Annotated in this window: 22 protein-coding genes; 19 read left to right on the top strand and 3 right to left on the bottom strand. The window is 43.5% G+C overall.

Annotated features, from left to right (window positions below):
* Window positions 1–166 precede the first annotated feature (166 nt).
* The 17 genes from accB (at window position 167) to spo0A (ending at window position 15,828) form a co-directional block, all read left to right on the top strand.
* Window positions 167–658, top strand: a complete 492-nt coding sequence (accB, locus tag MHH56_RS19845; RefSeq protein ID WP_339203360.1) for an acetyl-CoA carboxylase biotin carboxyl carrier protein — start codon at window positions 167–169, stop codon at window positions 656–658.
* 53 nt (window positions 659–711) lie between these two features.
* A complete protein-coding gene (gene accC / locus MHH56_RS19840) occupies window positions 712–2,067 on the top strand; it encodes an acetyl-CoA carboxylase biotin carboxylase subunit (RefSeq protein ID WP_076266952.1) in 1,356 nt (451 codons plus the stop codon).
* Window positions 2,068–2,203: 136 nt separating this feature from the next.
* Complete coding sequence (locus tag MHH56_RS19835; protein WP_076266953.1) at window positions 2,204–2,611, top strand: Asp23/Gls24 family envelope stress response protein; 408 nt, start codon at window positions 2,204–2,206, stop codon at window positions 2,609–2,611.
* Window positions 2,612–2,713: 102 nt separating this feature from the next.
* Window positions 2,714–3,271: an alkaline shock response membrane anchor protein AmaP gene (amaP, locus tag MHH56_RS19830; RefSeq protein ID WP_076266954.1), complete on the top strand. Its 558-nt coding sequence runs from the start codon at window positions 2,714–2,716 to the stop codon at window positions 3,269–3,271.
* A 14-nt stretch (window positions 3,272–3,285) separates the two neighbouring features.
* A complete protein-coding gene (locus tag MHH56_RS19825; protein WP_076266955.1) occupies window positions 3,286–3,516 on the top strand; it encodes a DUF2273 domain-containing protein in 231 nt (76 codons plus the stop codon).
* A 150-nt stretch (window positions 3,517–3,666) separates the two neighbouring features.
* A complete protein-coding gene (nusB, locus tag MHH56_RS19820) occupies window positions 3,667–4,110 on the top strand; it encodes a transcription antitermination factor NusB (protein ID WP_339203358.1) in 444 nt (147 codons plus the stop codon).
* 50 nt (window positions 4,111–4,160) lie between these two features.
* Window positions 4,161–5,021 (top strand): bifunctional methylenetetrahydrofolate dehydrogenase/methenyltetrahydrofolate cyclohydrolase FolD, encoded by an 861-nt coding sequence (gene folD / locus MHH56_RS19815; RefSeq protein ID WP_076266956.1) that lies wholly within the window; start codon window positions 4,161–4,163, stop codon window positions 5,019–5,021.
* Window positions 5,022–5,029: 8 nt separating this feature from the next.
* The gene (gene xseA / locus MHH56_RS19810) at window positions 5,030–6,406 is read left to right on the top strand and encodes an exodeoxyribonuclease VII large subunit (RefSeq protein ID WP_339203356.1); all 1,377 of its coding nucleotides are present in this window, start codon (window positions 5,030–5,032) and stop codon (window positions 6,404–6,406) included.
* A complete protein-coding gene (gene xseB / locus MHH56_RS19805) occupies window positions 6,384–6,638 on the top strand; it encodes an exodeoxyribonuclease VII small subunit (RefSeq protein ID WP_076266958.1) in 255 nt (84 codons plus the stop codon). The genes xseA and xseB overlap by 23 nt, the downstream gene beginning before the upstream one ends.
* Before the next feature lie 2 nt (window positions 6,639–6,640).
* Window positions 6,641–7,555 carry a polyprenyl synthetase family protein gene (locus tag MHH56_RS19800; protein ID WP_339203355.1) on the top strand — a complete coding sequence of 305 codons (915 nt, stop codon included), beginning with the start codon at window positions 6,641–6,643 and terminating at the stop codon, window positions 7,553–7,555.
* Window positions 7,556–7,672: 117 nt separating this feature from the next.
* Window positions 7,673–9,571: a 1-deoxy-D-xylulose-5-phosphate synthase gene (dxs, locus tag MHH56_RS19795; protein ID WP_076267073.1), complete on the top strand. Its 1,899-nt coding sequence runs from the start codon at window positions 7,673–7,675 to the stop codon at window positions 9,569–9,571.
* A 16-nt stretch (window positions 9,572–9,587) separates the two neighbouring features.
* The gene (locus MHH56_RS19790; protein ID WP_339203352.1) at window positions 9,588–10,421 is read left to right on the top strand and encodes a TlyA family RNA methyltransferase; all 834 of its coding nucleotides are present in this window, start codon (window positions 9,588–9,590) and stop codon (window positions 10,419–10,421) included.
* 179 nt (window positions 10,422–10,600) lie between these two features.
* Window positions 10,601–11,068, top strand: a complete 468-nt coding sequence (locus MHH56_RS19785) for a hypothetical protein (protein ID WP_339203351.1) — start codon at window positions 10,601–10,603, stop codon at window positions 11,066–11,068.
* Between the two features lie 16 nt (window positions 11,069–11,084).
* Window positions 11,085–11,537, top strand: a complete 453-nt coding sequence (gene argR, locus MHH56_RS19780; protein WP_076266962.1) for a transcriptional regulator ArgR — start codon at window positions 11,085–11,087, stop codon at window positions 11,535–11,537.
* A 16-nt stretch (window positions 11,538–11,553) separates the two neighbouring features.
* Window positions 11,554–13,266 (top strand): DNA repair protein RecN, encoded by a 1,713-nt coding sequence (gene recN / locus MHH56_RS19775; RefSeq protein WP_339203349.1) that lies wholly within the window; start codon window positions 11,554–11,556, stop codon window positions 13,264–13,266.
* A gap of 123 nt (window positions 13,267–13,389) precedes the next feature.
* Window positions 13,390–14,718, top strand: coding sequence for a SpoIVB peptidase (gene spoIVB, locus MHH56_RS19770; protein WP_076266964.1), 1,329 nt, complete (start codon window positions 13,390–13,392; stop codon window positions 14,716–14,718).
* A 297-nt stretch (window positions 14,719–15,015) separates the two neighbouring features.
* Window positions 15,016–15,828: a sporulation transcription factor Spo0A gene (spo0A, locus tag MHH56_RS19765; RefSeq protein ID WP_076266965.1), complete on the top strand. Its 813-nt coding sequence runs from the start codon at window positions 15,016–15,018 to the stop codon at window positions 15,826–15,828.
* 741 nt (window positions 15,829–16,569) lie between these two features.
* Here spo0A and MHH56_RS19760 read toward each other — a convergent pair.
* On the bottom strand, window positions 16,570–17,790 hold the full coding sequence (locus MHH56_RS19760) for a GNAT family N-acetyltransferase (RefSeq protein WP_339203347.1): 1,221 nt from the start codon (window positions 17,788–17,790) through the stop codon (window positions 16,570–16,572).
* Window positions 17,791–18,082: 292 nt separating this feature from the next.
* The gene (locus MHH56_RS19755) at window positions 18,083–18,250 is read right to left on the bottom strand and encodes a mechanosensitive ion channel protein MscL (protein ID WP_144376707.1); all 168 of its coding nucleotides are present in this window, start codon (window positions 18,248–18,250) and stop codon (window positions 18,083–18,085) included.
* A 136-nt stretch (window positions 18,251–18,386) separates the two neighbouring features.
* On the opposite strand from MHH56_RS19755, the gene coaD reads away from it, so the two are divergent.
* Window positions 18,387–18,869: a pantetheine-phosphate adenylyltransferase gene (gene coaD / locus MHH56_RS19750; protein ID WP_076267027.1), complete on the top strand. Its 483-nt coding sequence runs from the start codon at window positions 18,387–18,389 to the stop codon at window positions 18,867–18,869.
* Between the two features lie 91 nt (window positions 18,870–18,960).
* On the opposite strand, the gene MHH56_RS19745 is transcribed toward coaD, so the two are convergent.
* Complete coding sequence (locus MHH56_RS19745; RefSeq protein WP_054024305.1) at window positions 18,961–19,254, bottom strand: DUF2627 domain-containing protein; 294 nt, start codon at window positions 19,252–19,254, stop codon at window positions 18,961–18,963.
* 216 nt (window positions 19,255–19,470) lie between these two features.
* On the opposite strand from MHH56_RS19745, the gene lpdA reads away from it, so the two are divergent.
* Window positions 19,471–20,898, top strand: a complete 1,428-nt coding sequence (gene lpdA / locus MHH56_RS19740) for a dihydrolipoyl dehydrogenase (RefSeq protein ID WP_339203344.1) — start codon at window positions 19,471–19,473, stop codon at window positions 20,896–20,898.
* Window positions 20,899–20,961: the final 63 nt, after the last annotated feature.

Raw genomic sequence — 20,961 nt, 5'->3', positions numbered from 1 at the left:
TGGCTGTCATGCTCGAATATACAAAAAATGATTCGTGTTCAGGCTTGTTTATGATATAATGTTAAACGTTATGTGAAAGAATTGGTTATAATGGCATGGACACCATTTAGGTGTACAAGCTATGGAAGCAATCTTGCTATCGCAAATTTAAGGAGTGAAAATATTCATGTTCAAATTGAGCGAGATCAAAGAGTTGATCAAATTGGTTGATCAAACTTCCGTTCATGAGCTGGAAATTGAAAACGAAGGGACTCGCCTGCTCATCCGCAAGCCTGGCAAAACAGAAGTGGTGAATGTGCAAGCGGCCCCAATTACGCATACATACGCGCCTGCACCATTACAAGCTCAGCCGGCAGCTCAAGCAGCGCAGCCTCAAGCCGTACAAGAAACGGCACCAGCTCGTCCTTCAACGGATCATTTGCACCAAATCGTATCTCCAATGGTAGGAACGTTCTATAGTTCTCCTACTCCGGAAGCGGGAGCTTTCGTAAAAGTAGGCGATCGCGTAAATGATAAGAGCGTCGTATGTATTTTGGAAGCTATGAAGCTGATGAATGAACTTGAAGCAGAAGTTAAAGGCGAAATCGTAGAAATTTTGGTTTCTAATGGTCAGCTCGTTGAGTATGGCCAGCCACTATTCCTTGTAAAGCCTGAATAATGTAGTGAGTTGACGTCCGAACAGGGAAACTGTCGTTTGAAAGGGGTTCCTACGTGAAATTTCACAAAATATTAATTGCAAACCGCGGTGAGATTGCTGTACGTATCATTCGCGCTTGCCGCGAGTTAGGTATTAGCACTGTTGCCGTTTATTCCGAAGCGGATCGTGATTCGCTTCATGTACGGTTAGCCGATGAAGCCTATTGTATCGGGCCCACGGCATCTAAAGACAGCTATTTAAACTTAACGAATATTATGAGCGTAGCTACAATAACCGAGTGTGATGCTATACATCCAGGTTATGGTTTTCTAGCTGAAAACGCTGACTTTGCTGAAATATGCGAATCATGCAATATCACCTTCATCGGGCCATCGCCGGAAGCCATTAATAAAATGGGCGACAAAGCGGTCGCTAAGCTGACGATGAGAACGGCTGATGTGCCAATCATTCCGGGTTCTGATGGTCTTGTTGAGAATATGGATGAAGCTATCCGTGTCGCTCGCGAAATCGGCTACCCCGTAATTATTAAAGCAACAGCGGGCGGCGGAGGCAAAGGCATCCGAATTGCGGATGACGAGACAACGCTAGTAGCGCAAATTACGACTGCACAGCAGGAAGCTCAAAAGGCTTTCGGAAATGCGGGCGTTTATCTGGAAAAATATTTGACGGGCATGAAGCACGTTGAAATTCAAATTATGGCTGACAAGCATGGCAATGCTGTTCATTTATTCGAACGTGATTGCTCTGTGCAGCGCAGACGCCAGAAGCTCGTCGAAGAGGCGCCTTGTTCTGTTCTTACTCCTGAACTACGGGATAAGATGGGACAAGCAGCTGTTCGCGCAGCTTTAGCTGTAAATTACTCAGGTGCAGGAACATTAGAGTTTCTACTTGGCCCTGATGAGAAGTTCTACTTTATGGAAATGAATACGCGTATCCAAGTTGAGCATCCCGTAACGGAGATGATCACTAACGTGGATTTAATTAAAGAAATGATTTCTGTAGCAGAGGGCAATCCACTTTCGTTCTCACAAAGTGATCTGAAAATTACTGGCTGGTCCATCGAGTGCCGGATTAACGCAGAGGATTCCGAAAGGAACTTTATGCCTTCTCCTGGCCTGATTCCCTTTTACTTGCCGCCAGGCGGCGCGGGTGTACGTGTGGATAGCGCAGTTTACCCTGGCTATACGATTTCACCGCATTACGATTCGATGATTGCTAAGCTTATCGTTTGGGGCTCAACCCGCGAAGAAGCCATTGCAAGAATGAAACGGGCATTGTCTGAATTCGCTATTGATGGCATTCGGACAACCATTCCTTTCCATTTGAAGCTGCTGAATCACCCGAAATTCGTAAGCGGAAACTTCGACATTAAGTTTCTTGAGGAGCACGATATTAACGCTCCTGAATGAAGATACGACAAAGATGTGAACAAGTAGTATCGTTTGTCATATTTCTTACCGAATGTTATAGTATATTAACAAGATGCGGTTTATTGCTTGGCCTTGACGCCGAGTACGCGCAACTTTAAGGAGGTGTACAGCCATCATGAGTACGATAGCTGCGGAGTATGAGAAAACGGACATTGGCACGATTCAAATTGCACCTGAAGTCATCGAAGTTATCGCTGGATTAGCTACGATTGAAGTGGATGGAGTCGCTGGAATGAGCGGCGGATTTGCAGGAGGCATCGTAGAGCTTCTTGGACGCAAAAATTTATCCAAAGGTGTTAAAGTTGAAGTGGGTCAGCGTGAAGCTGCGGTAGATGTATCCATTATCGTTGAGTACGGCAACCGTATTCCGGAGATCGCTTCGGAAATTCAACGTAATGTGAAACGTTCTATCGAGATGATGACGGGACTCCACGTTGTTGAAGTGAACGTACATATTCACGATGTACATTTCAAGACGCCTGATAAACCGGAAGAAGAAGAAGTGCTGCACCGAGTTAAATAAATAAAGATGTTTTAATTAAATCCCGTACAACCCCCTCGTGAATGGGCATGCCGCTCGGCGCAAGGGGGTTTTCATTCGGCTTGGCAGGAGGAGGCGCTACGCATGATTAAGGTCGTGGACAAGCTGCTTTTGTTTTTGTATAGCATCGTGATTGGATGTTTATCCGTTTTTCTGCTATCCATAGGATTTGGCTGGATATCGCGAGATTTATTAAACGATTTAATAGGCGATTTATATCGTATCGACTCCATTCAAATTACGCTCGCAGTTGTCGGAGTCATCCTATTCATTCTTAGCCTAAGGTTTTTTGTCGTATCTCTTTATCGCGGATCAGCTACTGCTCCGTCAATTGATCAAAGGACTGATTTCGGAGATATACGCATCTCTCTTGAAACCATTGAAAATTTGACATTGAAAGCAGCATCGCGCCAGCGCGGCGTTAAGGACTTGCGTGCGCGCATTCGGGCAACGGATGCTGGACTTGATATCGTAATACGCGCTGTAGTAGATGGAGAAAGCTCCATACCGGTGCTTACGGAAGAGATTCAACGTACGGTGAAAGAGCATGTAGAGGATATTGCCGGTATACCCGTAACGAACGTTGCGGTATATGTTGCGAACATCATTCAAACGGGGACATTTAAGAGTCGCGTGGAATAGAGGTGAGTTTGCTCATGTGGAGGGAATTCTGGAACATCTATCAGAAGCGTATGATTGGCGCAGCGATAGGGCTGTTTTTCGGATTGCTATATTTGTTTGTCGGTTTTTGGGACATGCTTTTTGTAGGGCTGCTCGTCTCAATCGGTTATTGGATCGGCTTACAAAAAGAAACAAGCGACGGACCTATTTTTCCATGGCAGCGGCTTTGGTATTCGTTGTTGGAAAGATTTCGACCGTTTAAATGATCCTGTGGTCTCCTCCGTACTCCGGATTTCGGAAAGCCGCTTATTCGGGGCAGGGAGGAGATCATAGGTTTTTTTTGAAATATTGGCTTGAACAATTGAGTTTACAAGAATAAAACCATTTTATCGGCATGAAACTGCCGCGGAGGTCACATGAAACGTAGATTAGCACGAGAAATAGCGATTTCAAGCTTATACCAGATGGAAATGAATGAAGTTACGGCTTCAGAGGCAGTGGACATGCTTGTGGAAGAAATGAGTTTAGATAATGAAATGGGTGCCGATCCTGCTGAGATTGGCAGCACAGATGCGTTCGCACGTGAGATTGTAGCTGGCGTAATGGAGCATAAGCAAGCCATTGACGGTATGCTTCAGCAATTTTTGACAGGCTGGCATATTGATCGTTTATCCCGCGTAGATCGCCAGGTTCTAAGGCTTGCTACGTACGAGATGGTATTCCGCGATGATGTTCCTCCGAAAGCAACGATCAATGAAGCGATTGAGCTTGCCAAGCATTTTGGCACAGAGGAATCCGGCAAGTTTGTAAACGGCGTACTTGGAAAATTGCTTTTGGAAATCGAAGAATTAAAATCATAATTGATATGAAATTAATCAAACATTCATCGATGTAAAAGGAGACTGGAGCTATGTGTGCACAAATCATTGAAGGAAAGAAAATATCCGACCTTATCCGTGAGGAGATGATTACGGAAACTGCAGCCTTGAAAGAAAAGGGAATTATTCCAGGTTTGGCAGTCGTACTCGTAGGCGAAGATCCTGCCTCAAAAGTTTACGTTGGCTCTAAGGAAAAAGCTTGCCAGCAGCTTGGTTTTTATTCAGAGGTACATCGTTTAGACGCAGACACAAGTGAAGAGGATTTACTTGCTGTTATTGAACGTTTGAACAATCAGTCTACGATCAACGGGATTCTAGTTCAACTGCCTCTACCGAAGCATATTAACGAGAAGGCTGTTATTGATGCGATTGCCGTTGAAAAAGATGTTGACGGCTTCCATCCGGAAAGTGTTGGCAATTTGGTTATTGGCGACGACAGCCTGCTGCCTTGTACGCCTGCAGGAGTAATTGAGCTTATTAAGCGCAGCGGCGTTGATATTTCGGGGAAACATGCCGTTGTTATCGGAAGAAGCAATATTGTGGGCAAGCCAGTTGCCATGCTGCTGCTTCGTGAGAATGCTACAGTTACGATCTGTCATTCTCGTACCGCAAACATGGAGGAAATCGCTAAACAAGCAGATATTCTGGTTGTTGCAATCGGGAAGGCAAAAGCTATTGACAGTAAATTTGTTAAGCCAGGGGCAATTGTTATTGATGTCGGCATTAACCGTTTGGAGAGCGGCAAGCTTGCGGGTGATGTTGATTTTGACGATTGTTTGGATACAGCCGGCTTCATTACACCAGTACCGGGCGGAGTTGGTCCTATGACGATCACGCTCTTAATGAAAAATACGATTACAGCAGCAAAAAGGGCTAACGGAATTAAGGAGTGATGGCGGGCATGGCTGATCAGCCTCGAATTTATTCCATAAAAGAGCTTAATCGGTATATTCGCATGAAAATGGAGTCGGATACACTGCTTGGCGATATTTGGCTGCGCGGTGAAATTTCCAATTTCACACATCATTCAAGCGGACATATGTATTTTACGCTGAAAGATAGCGATAGCCGGATCAAATCCATTATGTTCTCATCCCATAACCAGCGGCTTCCGTTTATACCTAAGGAAGGCACAAAGGTAATTGCTAGAGGGAATATAACGGTTTATGAGCGCGACGGCAATTATCAGTTTTATGTTAATTCGATGCAGCCTGACGGCATAGGGAGCTTATATCTAGCGTTTGAACAGCTTAAGAGCAAGCTGAGCAATGAAGGGCTCTTCGCAGAGTCGCGCAAACGGGCGATTCCTCTTTTTCCAAAGGCTATTGGAGTTATCACATCGCCGACGGGTGCAGCTGTACGTGATATTATCATTACGTTGCAGCGCCGTTACCCATTAATACCGATATATGTTTATCCTGTGCTCGTTCAAGGGACTGGGGCAGCACCTGCTATTGTAAAAGCGATAGAAGCAATGAACCGTTTCGGCGAAGCCGACGTATTAATTGTAGGGCGCGGCGGAGGATCATTAGAAGAGCTCTGGGCTTTCAATGAAGAATCCGTTGCTCGAAGCATATCGAACTCGCAGATTCCGATAATTAGTGCGGTAGGCCATGAAACAGATTTCACGATTGCTGATTTTGTCGCTGATTTGCGTGCCGCCACACCTACAGCTGCAGCAGAGCTCGCTGTTCCGAGCATTTCCGAATTGAAGCAGCAGCTGAATCGCCAGCAGCAGCGTCTAGTTCAAGGAATTCGCTACCGTGTAAGTGACGAGAAGGAGAAGCTGCAGCGTATAAGGCGTTCACCTTTTTTCTTGCATCCGCGCAGGTATTTGCTTGAACAGGCAGAACGGCTCGATCGATTGTCAGAGCAACTCGTTCAGCGAACAAAACGTATTACAGAACGAAGTCATATAAGATTGGCAAGGCAGCAAGCTACACTTTCTGCCCATCATCCTGGCGAGCGGGTAGCTTTCGCAGCCAAACGGTGGCAGACAGCGACGAAGCAGCTAGAGAGTGCTATGAATAATTCTGTTAAAGACAGGAAAAACAAGCTTTATACCTCTATGAAGCAGCTTGATGCTTTAAGTCCTTTAAAAGTTATGTCTAGAGGTTATAGCCTTGTGTACGATGAGCAAGAGCAACGATTAATCAAATCGATTCGCGATGTGAAAGTAGGCGACATCGTAAAGGTGAAAGTAGCAGACGGTCAGCTAGATTGTCATGTAGGTTCATTGAGAGGAGATCAAATGGATGGCAGCAACGAATCAAAGTGAGCTCACTTTTGAGCAAGCAATGGAACGACTAGATTCTATTGTATCTAAGCTTGAGAATGGCGATGTTCCTCTTGAGACAGCGATTGAGTTATTCCAGGAAGGAATGAAGCTTTCGCAGCTTTGCGGGGGTAAACTTGAGCAAGTTGAGCAAAAAATCGAACTATTGATTGAAACAGAGCAAGGCTTCCAGAAAAAAACGTTTGCAGATGCAATCGAGAATAAAGGGGAATAAGCTTGAGCGAGAGGGCAGCAATAAAAGCATATTTATCGCAAACCACGGAGCTTATTGAAGCTTCGCTAAAACAATCGTTACCAAGCTCATGGGATGTTCCCCTTCGTCTGAGGGAAGCAATGCTATATTCCCTTGAAGCAGGTGGGAAACGTTTAAGGCCAGCACTCGTTATTGCAGCAGCAGAAGCTGTTTTCAAAAAGCCAGAAACTTTGAATGCTGCTATGCCTGTTGCTTGTGCCGTAGAGTTTATACACACCTATTCGTTAGTGCATGATGATTTGCCAGCTATGGATGATGATGATTTCCGCAGAGGCAAGCCAACCAACCACAAGGTTTTTGGTGAAGCAATGGCGATATTAGCCGGAGATGCGCTTCTGACGCACGCCTTTCATTTAATTCCACAAGCAGCTCGTCAAGGCGGTGTCGCAGCAGATGTTGCGCTTGCCATTGTCGAAGATTTGGCTAAATTAGCAGGAGCTCCCGGGATGGTAGGCGGTCAAGTTGCCGATATGCTAGGTGAGCAAGGCATTACGTCAATTCATGAACTAGAGTATATTCATCTTCATAAAACAAGTGATCTTATTGCCTTCTCGGTTATGGCTGGCGGCCGTATTGGCGGAGCTACAGAAAAACAGCTTGAACTGCTCGCGATTTACGGACGCAACATCGGTCTTGCTTTTCAAATTCAGGATGATATTTTGGATTTGATTGGGGACGAGAAGAAGCTGGGCAAGAAGACGAATAGTGATGTTCAGCAAAATAAAGTAACCTATCCGTTCCTTATCGGAATAGAAGAAAGCAAAGCTCAAGTTGAACGGCTTACCCAGGAAGCGAAGTCTGCCGTGCTGGAAGCAGAGTTCATAGCTCCAGATCGACTGCTTGAAATTGCAGATTATCTTGTTGGGCGCGATCATTGAGTATGTGATGCTTTTTCCATTTTGGTTGGGAAAAAAAGCTCGGTATGCTATAATAGGAAAAATGTAGATGTACATGGGACAGCAATAAATGCTGTCCGCGAAAGCGAGGAAAGTAACGTGCTGCTTGACCAGATTAACGGACCTCAAGATTTGAAAGCTTTGACAACCGCTCAGCTAGAGCAACTGGCCGCTGAAATCCGTCAGTTCCTTATTGAGAAGCTTTCCGTTACGGGTGGTCATCTCGCTCCTAACTTAGGAGTCGTTGAGCTGACCCTAGCCATGCATTATTTATTTAATAGTCCAGAAGATAAGTTTATTTTTGATGTAGGCCATCAATCCTACGTTCATAAAATTTTAACCGGTCGTATGGATCGGTTTGATACGCTGCGTCAATATAAAGGTTTATGCGGTTTCGTCAAACGTTCAGAAAGCGAACATGATGTTTGGGAAGCTGGACATAGCAGTACATCATTGTCTGCCGCTATGGGTATGGCGCTTGCTCGTGATCTTAAGGGTGAGAGCAATCGTGTAGTTGCAGTTATAGGCGACGGTGCTTTAACTGGCGGTATGGCCTTAGAAGCGCTTAATCATATCGGACACGAGAACAAGAACTTAATCGTTGTCTTGAACGATAATGAGATGTCCATTGCTCCAAATGTGGGTGCATTGCATCACTATTTAGGGAAAATCCGTACAGATCGTCATTATCATAAAGCTAAGGATGAGCTTCAACAGCTGCTCAACAAAATCCCGGCAATCGGCGGGAAGCTTGCTAAGACAGCTGAACGTTTCAAAGACAGCTTAAAATATTTGCTCGTTAGTGGCATATTGTTCGAGCAATTTGGATTTACTTACCTGGGTCCAGTAGACGGACATGATATCGAGCAAGTGATTGATATTATGCGTCAAGCGGATGCAATGCCAGGACCTGTTTTAGTCCATGTATTGACTGTGAAAGGCAAGGGTTATTCTCCTGCCGAAGCAGATTCGTTCAAATGGCATGGCATCACGCCATACAAAATTGAATCAGGCCAAGTTGTCAAAGCAGTTGGCCCGCCAGTATATACTGACGTTTTTGGTCAGATGCTAATTGAGCTTGCTGAGAAGGATGAGCGCATCGTTGCTGTTACTCCAGCAATGCCGGGCGGTTCTGGTTTGCTGCCATTCGCAGCAAGATTTCCGAATCGAATGATCGATGTGGGCATAGCAGAACAACATGCAGCTACCATGTCTGCTGCTTTAGCGATTGAAGGCATGAAACCTGTGTTTGCAGTGTATTCGACTTTCTTGCAGCGAGCATATGATCAAGTCGTTCATGATATTTGCCGTCAGAACCTGAATGTTATATTTGCCATAGACCGTGCTGGATTCGTTGGCCCGGATGGTGAAACACATCATGGTGTTTATGATATTTCATTCTTAAGACATATACCAAATTTGGTCATTATGATGCCTAAGGATGAGAATGAGCTAAGACGAATGCTCAAGACCGCCGTAGAATATAATGATGGACCAATAGCTGTTCGTTATCCGCGCATTGCAGGATTAGGCGTAGAGATGGAAGCAGATCCGCAAGTTTTGCCTATAGGCAAGTGGGAAACCGTTCGCGAAGGCGACTCCACCGTCATTATGGCCATTGGACCGATGCTGCAGGTTGCTGAAGAAGCTGCAGACCTTCTCAAGCGTGAAGGCATCAATGTTCAAATTGTAAATGCTCGGTTTATTAAGCCGCTTGATGAAAAGATGCTATTATCGTTTGCTGCAGAAGGAAGGCATATGATTGTGCTTGAGGAAAATGCAGAGCTTGGCGGTTTTGGCAGCTCAGTTCTTGAGTTCTTCTCACTCAAAGGCATTTACGGCTTAACTATTCGGATCATTGGGGTACCTGATGTATTCGTTGAACACGGATCAATTAAAGAACAACGCAAAGAAATTGGTTTAACGGCTGAGAGAGTTGCAACTGAATTAAAAACGATGCAGCCAAGGCGCATGAAACGAGTTACTGGCAAACAGTAACGTCTGAGGGTGAAAGATGACAACAACAACAGCTAAAGAACGAATAGACGTATTGCTTGTTGAGCGCGGCTTTTATGAAAGTAGAGAAAAGGCAAAAGCGGCTTTGATGGCGGGTCTTGTGCTAGTAAATGACGAGCCTGTTGACAAAAGCGGTATGAAGGTGGCACGTTCGGCAGACATTAAGGTAAAGGGCGCGCTTCATCCTTATGTTAGCCGAGGCGGGCTAAAGCTGGAAAAAGCGATTCGAGTGTTTAATATTGATTTGCGCGAACGCGTTATGCTCGATATCGGTGCATCAACCGGTGGCTTTACCGACTGCGCATTACAAAATGGGGCATCATATGTATATGCTATTGATGTTGGATATAACCAACTTGATTGGTCGCTAAGACAAGATGAACGCGTTCACGTTATGGAGCGAACTAATTTTCGTTATACGCAGCCAGCTGATTTAGTTGGGCCACCGCCAACATTTGCAACAATTGACGTATCCTTTATTTCGTTAAAACATATATTGCCTGCTTTATCTACGTTATTAACGGTTGGTTCCGGTATTGTAGCTTTAATTAAGCCGCAATTCGAGGCTGGGCGTGAGAAAGTAGGTAAATCTGGAGTTGTACGTGACTCTGGCGTGCACAGAGACGTACTTCGCACCGTTTTGACTGGAGCAGCTGAGATTGGTTTTTCATTGCAGGATATTACGTTCTCTCCAATTACGGGTGGAGAAGGCAATATTGAATTTTTAGCTTATTGGCATTGGTCTGCTGAACCAAATTCAGCTGTACCCGATGACAACGCATTAGCGGAGCTAGTGAAACAAGCAAATGAAACCTTTACAACGAATAAATAAATGAGAAAGGTGCCTGGCAGAGTCATAACTGCCGGCATCTTTTTTACTTTACAGCATAGTGCTCCATTTGTTAAACTATAGAAAAGCAAACAAACGTTCGGCAATCGACATAAACAGGAAAATGCCCCCAGCATAGCGAACGAATAAGTATACAATCCATTTGCGAATGGGGGATGCTGATGGGAACCTATGGTGATTGGGCGATCATGCTGGTCGCTGGATGTTTGTTCGTATTGTGGCTGTTCAGAGTGTTTCACCGCTGGCTGCATGAGCCTGCAAGCGTTAGTCGGCTTACGCTCGGCAAGGGCGGTACTCTTTCAGTAGATGATGAAAATATATTGTTGCTGGAGCAAGCTGGGTACGAAGTAACTTCAGGAAAACATTTAGTTCCGATTCCAATCAAGCTTGATGATGTTCCGCTTGGAAAGGGAAGCCGGTTATACATTGATTATATTGCGGAAATGAATAATTGCACGTATATAGTGAAAACTGCTCGTGACCGGATGCCAATTGACTGGTCGCCGAGCGGTGTAAGAGATCGTTTGCTTGTGTATTCGCTGCTTTTGCCCGAATGCGACGGAATTTTATTCGTGGACGCAAGGGAGAAGTTGATTCGCAAAGTCACGTTTCACATCGCAGACCAATAACTCATGGAGGTTTTTTATGAAGGGGCTTCGTCAATATCGAATCAAAGAAATTATTAGCAATAGTGTGATTGAAACACAAGAGGAGCTTGTAGAAGCGCTTCGTACGACAGGTATGCAAGTAACGCAAGCGACCGTATCACGCGATATGAAGGAATTAATGCTAATTAAAGTGCCTGCAGGTGAAGGTAAATATAAGTATTCCATTCCGCAAGAGCATCAGAAGCAAAATCCAATTCATAAGCTGAAGCGGGCTTTGCTTGACCATTTTGTACATATTGACTTTACAGATAATCTTGTTGTTATGAAATGTTTGCCAGGGACAGCAAATACCATTTGTGCATTGGTTGATAATATGGAGTGGACTGAAGTAATGGGTACTATCTGCGGAGACGATACGATCTTGATGATTTGCAGAACCAAGAAGCAAAGCAATGAAGTAGTAGAACGATTACTTGAGCTATTGAACTAAGGAGGATGTCAGAGCCATGCTGCGTGAGTTGTCGATAAGGAATTTAGCGGTAATTGAAGAAGTAAACGTTACATTTCATCATGGATTTCATGTATTGACAGGAGAGACAGGAGCAGGTAAATCGATTCTTATTGATGCGCTAAGCTTGCTGGTCGGCGGTAGAGGCTCCGCAGACATGGTACGGTATGGTTGTGATAAAGCTGAAATGGAAGCTTTATTTGACCTTCCACAAAATCATCCTGTATGGATCGTTCTGAACAAACTTGGTGTACATGCATCCTGTGAAGAGATGTTAGTAATACGAAGAGAGCTGTCTGCAAATGGTAAGAGCAGCAGCCGTGTGAATGGGCAGCTCGTTACAATGACGATGCTAAGGGAAATTGGCGAATGCCTTGTCAATATTCATGGTCAGCATGAGCATCAATCACTTCTACGAACAGAACAGCATTTAGAGTGGCTAGATCTATTCGCTGGAGATTTGCTAATTGAACGGAAGCAAATATATCGGACCATATTTTCACAGCTGCAGCAGGCAAGAGCATCATTGCGCGAGCTGGAAAATTCGACTAGACACAATGTGCAAATGCTTGATTTATATCGTTTTCAAATTGAAGAAATTACGAATGCACAGCTTAAGCCGTTGGAAGATGAGCTTCTAACAGAGCAGAGGCGCAAGCTATTGTATGCAGGGAAGAGAATGGACGCCGTATCTGAGGCCTATTCGCTTTTGTATGGAGGCAAAGGGCTTGATATGGTTAGCAAGGCAGTAGCTAAGCTGATAGATATTCAAACTTATGATGCAGCGAAACTAAATCCACTTCTTGAACAGCTTCAATCTGCCTTTTATCAAGCTGAAGATGCTGCATTCCAGCTTCGTGATTATCGTGATGGCATTGAGTCTGATCCTGATCAGCTCTCGCAGGTTGAAGACAGACTTGATTTAATAAATAGTATGAAGCGCAAATACGGGGAAACAATACCCGATATACTTACTTATTTAGAGAGGACAATTGTGGATCGTGACAAGATCGAGAACCGTGATCAACTTCTTGAAGAGCTTAAAGCAGAGGAAATGAAGCTTTATGATCAAGCGCTGATTTTGGCACAGGAATTGTCGCAGCTTCGGGAGCATGCAGCGACAAAGCTGTCTGAAGCGATTGAGAATGAGCTAGGACAGCTTCAAATGCCAGCTGCTAAGTTTCGTGTGCAAATCGATACGACAGTCGGAGGAGCGGGTGAAACAAAGCAGATTCGCTTGCATAGCAATGGTATGGATGAAGCGATCTTTATGCTTTCTACAAACCCAGGAGAGCCGTTGAAGCAGTTAAGCAAGATTGCTTCTGGGGGAGAAATGTCGCGAATTATGCTCGCCCTTAAGAGCATTTTCGCAGAAATTGATCAAGTTCCTGTACTTATTTTTGATGAGGTTGATACAGGCGTCAGCGGACGTGCTGCTCAGGCTATCGCAGAGAAAATGTCACAGCTTGCATCGAAGTGCCAAGTATTCTCTATAACCCACTTGCCTCAGGTTGCTTGCATGGCAGATCATCATTATGAAATAAGAAAACAAGTCATTGGTTCGCGTACATCTACATCTGTATCGGAACTGCTTGAAGCTGTACGCATCGAGGAGCTTGCACGTATGCTTGGCGGAGTGGAAGTAACGGAAAAAACACGGAATCATGCACAAGAAATGCTTGATTTGGCACATAGACAGAAAGGAGCGTAATGGAAGCCAATTAGGGAATGTTTTTGTGGACATAAAACGAACGGGTGAGGGTAACTTAAAGGTACGCCATTGGCGACTTATCCTTCTTCGTCATGCGATGGAAATACAGGGAGCGTGAAATCATTGAACTCCAGTCAAAGGAAGCGATGGTTTGGCCTGGTTCTCGTTTTCTTCATTTGCATGATCGGAAGCTCCACCCCGTTTCAACATTTTGCCGCAATCCCGAATGAACTTCGTTTATTCTCCGGGCAACTGAAACGTTTACAATATGGAGTGCCCGTTCATGCTGAAGTAACGGTCGACCCTCAAATGCTTCAGATTAACGGATCAACCAGTCATTCTTTATCCGTAAATTTGAATGAACCACTGTCACTGCAGTCGAGTCAAAGCGGTCAAACGAAAATGAAAGTGAAATTATTTGGTAAAATTCCATTCAAGACTGTAAAGGTTAATGTTGTACCTGATCTCCGTGTCATTCCAGGCGGTCAAACGATTGGAGTCAAAGTTAAATCATCGGGCATTTTAGTTGTAGGACATCATCAGGTAGCTGGCAGCAACGGCATGAAACAATCCCCTGGTGAGGCCGCAGGACTGCGTTTAGGCGATTTAATTGTGAAGATTGATGGTACAAGCATTAATCAAGTAAACAGGATTGCGGAGCTAAGTGAGAAGGCTGGCAATGAGAAGAAGCCGCTTGAAGTAACCTATAAGCGAGATGGGCAATTAGGCAAGACGCTTTTAAATCCAGTTTTTGATGCGGAAGATAAGGCATGGCGGTTAGGTTTATATATCCGTGATTCAGCAGCCGGCGTAGGTACATTAACGTTTTATGCACCAGATCAGGGTGTTTATGGAGCATTAGGCCATGTTATCACGGATATGGACACACAAACTCCGATTGATGTTGGCGAAGGCCAGATTTTACAGTCCAGCGTTACGTCCATTAACAAAAGCCAAAATGGCGAGCCGGGAGAAAAAAGAGCGCATTTTGTGAAAGAAAGCAAAATATTAGGCAATGTTGAGCGAAACACTCCGTTTGGCATTTTCGGCAAAATGAATGAAGTTCCTACTCACAGTTACAGTGATAAATCTGTTCCTGTCGCATTTGCTGAAGATGTTAAGGAAGGGCCAGCGCAAATTTTGACTGTTGTGAATGGACAGAAGGTTGAGCGCTTTGATATTGAAATCGTGCATGTATCAAAGCAATCTGGTCCAGCAACAAAAGGTTTGGTTATTAAGATAACGGACAAAAGATTGTTAAGCAAAACCGGGGGTATCGTTCAAGGGATGTCGGGTAGTCCGATCATTCAAGATGGCAAATTAGTTGGAGCTGTCACTCATGTATTCGTTAATGATCCCTCTTCAGGATATGGCTGCTTTATCGAATGGATGCTGCAGGATGCAGGAGTACTGCTGAAGTCGGCAAACGGACATATCGGCGAAGCTGCATAATGGCTTGCTATTAGAAAATAACGTCCACTTGAGCTGAACAGCAGCTTAGGCGGGCGTTATTTTTAATTAAATTCATTTATCTAAAAACCGCGTCAATGCGTAAATGAGCAGTGAAATTTGTCGAAGAAGAACGAACATCATCGGTACATGTAATAAATTTTTTATTATATCGAATCCCCGTAAAAAAATAAAGAAAAATAATTTTCGACAGAAGGAATTGAACTCCACATGTCGAAAACTTTAGATTAGACAACTAGTGAGCGAAATCATGAATATCATTTAAGGGAGGACCACAACTTGCATAAGATCGAAGTATTATTAGCAGATGACAACCGGGAATTTACTAACTTGTTATCGGAATACATATCCGAACAAAGTGATATGAGTGTGAGTGGAGTCGCGTATAATGGAGAAGAGGTTTTAAGACATCTGGAGGAAGCAAGAAAAGTTCCTGATGTGCTTATCCTTGATATTATTATGCCTCATTTGGATGGACTAGGTGTACTTGAACGGTTGAAAGAAATTAACCTATCTCCTATGCCCAAGATCATTATGCTGACTGCTTTCGGCCAAGAGAACATTACTCAAAAAGCGGTACAGCTTGGTGCTTCCTATTATATTTTGAAGCCGTTTGACATGGATATTTTAGCTAATCGTATTCGTCAGCTTGTTGGGAACCCAACTTACTCGTCAACTGGCAGCTTCACAACTAGCTCCTCTTCAATGAAATCCAACGTCGTTCCTATCCCTAAAGGGAAAAACCTCGATGCCAACATTACGAGCATCATTCATGAAATCGGAGTACCTGCTCATATTAAAGGTTACCAGTACTTGCGTGAAGCGATAACGATGGTTTATAACAATATCGAAATTCTTGGTGCCATCACAAAAACACTTTATCCTGCCATTGCTGAGAAATTCAAAACAACGCCATCTCGCGTTGAACGCGCTATCCGCCATGCCATTGAAGTGGCTTGGACTCGCGGCAACATCGACAGCATCTCTCACTTGTTTGGCTATACGATCAACATCAGCAAATCAAAGCCTACTAATAGCGAGTTTATCGCGATGGTGGCTGATAAGCTGAGGATTGAGCATAAAGTTAGCTGAACGTAGAAGGGAGAATCGTTAAAGGAAAACTCGTTTTTAATAACTATCCGTAATCTAGTTATTGTGTGACATCATACCTTTCAACTAGGTCATTTTAAGTTCGATATGATTGAATCCACTGCTTTATTGGGCTTTAAACCCCATAAGAGGAGTGGATTTTTTTGTGGGGCTACATGACAAAATTTATAATAAATATTAAATTGTTATTATATTAAAAATTTGGAGTATTAAAGAATGATCTTATATTAAGGGGTTATTTTAAAAAGCTAAATAGAACATGATGTGAGTTATGCAGTTAAGGAGATAATACGTTGATTAGGTTTTAGTAAACTATTTTTGAGCATGTTGGTGATCGTAAGAAAGAATGACGAAGTAATAAGGATTTATTGTGTGAATAAGGCTCAATCTATCAGATTTCTCCTCATGTAGATTCTAACGAACCGTAAAGAGCTTATGTTTACGGAAATAGATGTTTAAAGATTTTAACGAATCATAGCACCGCTATTAGTCACTTTTGATCAAGAAAAGATACCAAATTAAAGAAATAAGAATGCTAGAGTTCGTTACATTAAGATATTGAGGAAATGAAGTCAAATAAGGTTTATGGGGTTCGTTACGGTTGGTAATGGTGCATCGTAAGTCGTATCGCATAAAAAGCTATCATAACGGGTAAAAGGAAAAAAATAAGCACCTCATTTCCTCAGGAAAATAGGTGCTTATTTAAAATCACAAATCCTGTTCTCAGAAATAATCAGAGAAATACGGACGCTCCTGATTAATCAATTGCTCCAGTTTACGAATGGACGCGTCATCGGCTTGCATACGGCCAATACGTGCAAGATAGGTTGGCCGCTTATAACCCATTAGCATCGTCGTTAAAGCGGGAATGTCAATAACTACCGATGGTGCGATGCCGCCATGAGTCATACGACCTTTTCCGTTTGTGTCTACCGTTAGGGTGAAGGTTCCTTGATTCCATTCAAGCATAGGATCATGGAGATTGATAACGATTCGGCTTTCCTTTTCCTGCGATTCGAATGGATATTGCTCGATGAACAATACGATATCTACAATTCGTGCCATGTAATAAGGAGCAATGGTTTCTTTAATATCCCCGTCGTCCAATATAAATGCAAGAGGCTCATCCTGATAGATATCCCCTTTTACAAGCGTAATCATTGAGAAATGGGCACTGACAAAGTTCCATAATCCAGTGCGTGCCTCTTCGTTAATATAGATCATTTCTTTCATGTGAAAGATCTCTTCGGCAATCCAATACAGCAAATACCCCATAGGTGCGTCGTTATTGTCGTAATAGATCGCTACAGTCATATCATCTAAATCCCAGCGCAAATATTCTTCCCAAGCGAGCTCGTTTCGCAGCATTGCACCATGGTGCAAGCGGGCAAATTGCTCATATATTGTTTTGATGTCCGGATGTTCAATGGTTACACGTTCAACATGACCAGGCACGTTTTTCAGCTTAGGCAGTTGGGTGTCCGGAACCTCAAAAGAAATTTTATCGGAAATGATCTCCCAGCCTTTACGTCTGTAATAAGGAATTGAGTAGGGGTATAAGTAAGAGATCGATTGTTTCCGCTCACGCATTTTACTTAAGGCAAGCAGCATGAGCTTATTCATCAAGCCCAAATTGGCATATTCGGGATAGGTTCCGACACCTGTCAGTCCACCCATTTCATAAATATGTCCGTAGATGTTTACCTGAAAGGGATATACAGCAAGCTGAGATATAAGTTTATCGCCATCAAACCACCCTTGAACATCGGCATACTGAAGTACGGGAAGTTTGGCCTTTGCAATCTCTCTGTTCTCCCAGCCAAAGGTTTGTAAATCGCGATTGGTCACTTGAAAAACATAGCGCAATAAATTGTTGAACTGCTCGCCATGCTGGGTTTCGATTTTTTTTAACTTGAGTCTGTCATGCAATTTCCGTCGACTCATAGGTGACGACCTCCATTTATTTAAACATATCCAAGTAGTGTACCATCCCTTAGAAGTGCAAACAAATTAGCCCTGTTTGGAGGGGAATGCAGCACATGATTCGAATTTGCTGATTCAAAATGTTTGTTGGCGTATGGTGAAAAGTTTTCTATATGCTGAGGATGTCCTACAATTGATCTGCTTAATCAAAAACAGGTATGGATGTGCGTTAAGTAGGTATCGAGGTTGGAGGAGTTGAAAATTGAATATAAAATGGATTTTTTTCAAAAAAAAAAAGGCCATCAAGGATGCCTCAGTTGTAAACAACTCTGCGGTTTAAATAAACGTTGCTGCCATATTTCTTGATTAAACCATGCGATTCTGCTTTTATAAAGCTATGAATTTCTTTAAGGCGCTGCGTTTGTGGCTGGATTGTCTCTTTTACTTTTCCATCTACGGTAACATCGAATACAATTTTCATGATTGCACCTCATTTCTTTTGGTTAATTTCATAATAGTGTTGTTGTATGATGAGATCATAAATTGAAATGCGGAGTATTGTAATTTTTTTTGGAAAGCATCATCGCTATGTAAAATATCCAAGGAGAGGTGACAGGATGAGAGCCGTTTACGCAGGAAGTTTTGACCCGATTACACTTGGGCATGTGTCCGTTATAGAGAGAGCCTTTCAATTATTTAGTGAGGTTCATATTATAGTCGCCAATAATCGATCAAAAAAACATCATTTTACGATTGAGCAGCGTACGGAGCTTGTCGCTTTATCTGTGCCAAAGGATGATAAAATCCATATTATTCCTTATGAAGGCATTGTGGCTGACTATATAAATGAGCATGATATTAACGTGGTCATACGGGGAATTAGAAATGCAACTGACCTAGAATATGAACTGCAGCTTGAGCAATATATTCGTAATACTACGTTGGCGGATACGATTTATTTATCTCCATACACGCATTACATGCAAACGAGCAGCTCACTCGTTAGAATGTTTCTTATGTCTGATAAGACGGAGCTGGCAGCTTCGTATATGGTTCCAAAAGCGTATGCGCAAATGCTTGATTACGTGGATTATACCTAGTTTTTTGCGAATTCATCATACAAAAAAACCGCCAAGCTAGGATCAAAACGATCCGAACATGAGCGGTTTTAATTATGATTGTTGTATAAAACTAGCTTTGTGGCTTTGGCGGACGAGGACGTTTCTGCTTGAACCTAGGAGCAACGTAGTTCCGTTTGCGGTCACGAAAAAAAGTCCAGCCCGCGATAAAACCTGCACCTGCAGCGAACATTATAAATCCAAGTAAAAATTTGAGCCATTCAAAATCTGGCGTAATGGTTTCATTTCCGAATTCAGAGAAATACACGAATACCGAATCTTTCATTTTCAGAAAACCGAAGCAAGCAAGTAAGCCTGGAATAACGAGCATGAGGATTGCAATAAAGCGAGCAGCAACTAATTTCATAAATACAGTGTCTCCTTATCGGTCAAAATATACAGTTAGCTCTATCATACCTTTTTACGTGTAGAGTGTCTATTTCGTAAAACGACGATGTTTTCGTCATTAAAAACAGGTACAATAGGGATGGATGACATGTTACAATGCGAATGGGCATCTTTGAGAGTTATATGAATAGGCAAAAAAAGTATATAGTTATGGTTATTAGAAGGGAATGATTTTATGGCTATACAGGTAGATGTAGCAGTGCTCGGAGGCGGGCCTGGCGGTTATACAGCAGCCATTCGTGCTGCACAACTAGGAAAATCGGTTGCCATTATCGAAATGGACAAGCTTGGCGGCACATGCCTACATAAAGGATGTATTCCGAGTAAATCGCTGCTCCGGAGCGCTGAGGTATACTCAACGCTGCTTGAAGCAAGCTCATTTGGCATCCAAGTAGCTGATGGAGCGATATCACTCAACTATGGCAAAGTACAAGAGCGTAAGGATCAAACCGTAGAGCAGCTCTATCGTGGACTTCAAAGCCTAATGAAAAAGAATGGCATTCAAATTATTCAAGGCAAGGGAAGAGTCATCGGTCCTTCAATCTTCTCTCCAAAAAGTGGCTCATTAGCCGTTGAGCTGCCGGACGGTGAAATGGAATCGGTTGTATCCACTAATCTCATTATTGCTACAGGATCTCGTCCTCGTACATTGCCAGGTTTAACACCAGACGGCGAATATATAATGACCAGTGATGAAGCGTTAGTTATGGACAAACTGCCTAAATCCGTTATTATTGTCGGCGGCGGGGTTATCGGCGTTGAATGGGCTTCACTTCTGCATGATTTTGGCGTACAAGTTATTTTGGTAGAAGCGGGCTCCCGCCTTTTGCCTGGTGAAGATACAGAGGTCTCAGCTGAGCTGACAAGAGTGCTGCGCGGACGTGGTGTACGTGTGCTGACTGGCGTTCAACTGCAGACCGATCAATACAAAGGCGAAAACGGTGAAGTGTCTATCGTTGCAGCTACGCAAGACGGTGATGTCATATTGACTGCAGAAAAGCTATTGGTATCCGTAGGACGCCAAGCGAATGTGGAAAACATGGGCCTTGAAAATACCGATGTTCGCACATCGGGCGGTGTGATCGAGGTCAATGCGTTCGGTCAAACGAGCGAGCCGCATATTTATGCCATTGGCGATGTTATTGGCGGTGTTCAGCTCGCTCATGCTGCTGCGCATGAGGGCTTAATTGCTGCTGAGCATATTTGCGGTGAGAAACCCGTTGCGATTGAGGCTCATTTGATACCAAGGTGCATCTATTCCCGTCCGGAAATTGCTTCTTACGGCTTGACAGAGGATGGAGCACGCGCGAAAGGGCATGACATCAAGACGGGTAAAATTCCGTTTCAAGCGATTGGCAAGGCTATTGTTTTAGGAGAGAAAGAAGGATTCGTCAAGGTAATCGCTGATCGGAAGACCAACGATATTGTTGGTGTTCATATGATTGGTGCTCATGCAACGGATCTAATATCAGAAGCAGCACTCGCTGGAATTCTGAACGCAACACCTTGGGAAGTTGGCCAAATGATCCATCCTCATCCGACGCTTTCAGAGGCGCTGGGAGAAGCGATGCTCGCCGTAGATGATAGAGCGATATCGTTCTAATGAAGACTGTTTTCTTTTTGGTTCAATTGGAGTTATAATATATATGATCAAGTCTTAGTACCA

This window comes from Paenibacillus sp. FSL K6-3182, from assembly GCF_037976325.1.
GTDB lineage: Bacteria > Bacillota > Bacilli > Paenibacillales > Paenibacillaceae > Pristimantibacillus.
Note: the sequence above shows the minus strand (reverse complement) of the source record. Positions and strands in the feature narration are given on the sequence as shown.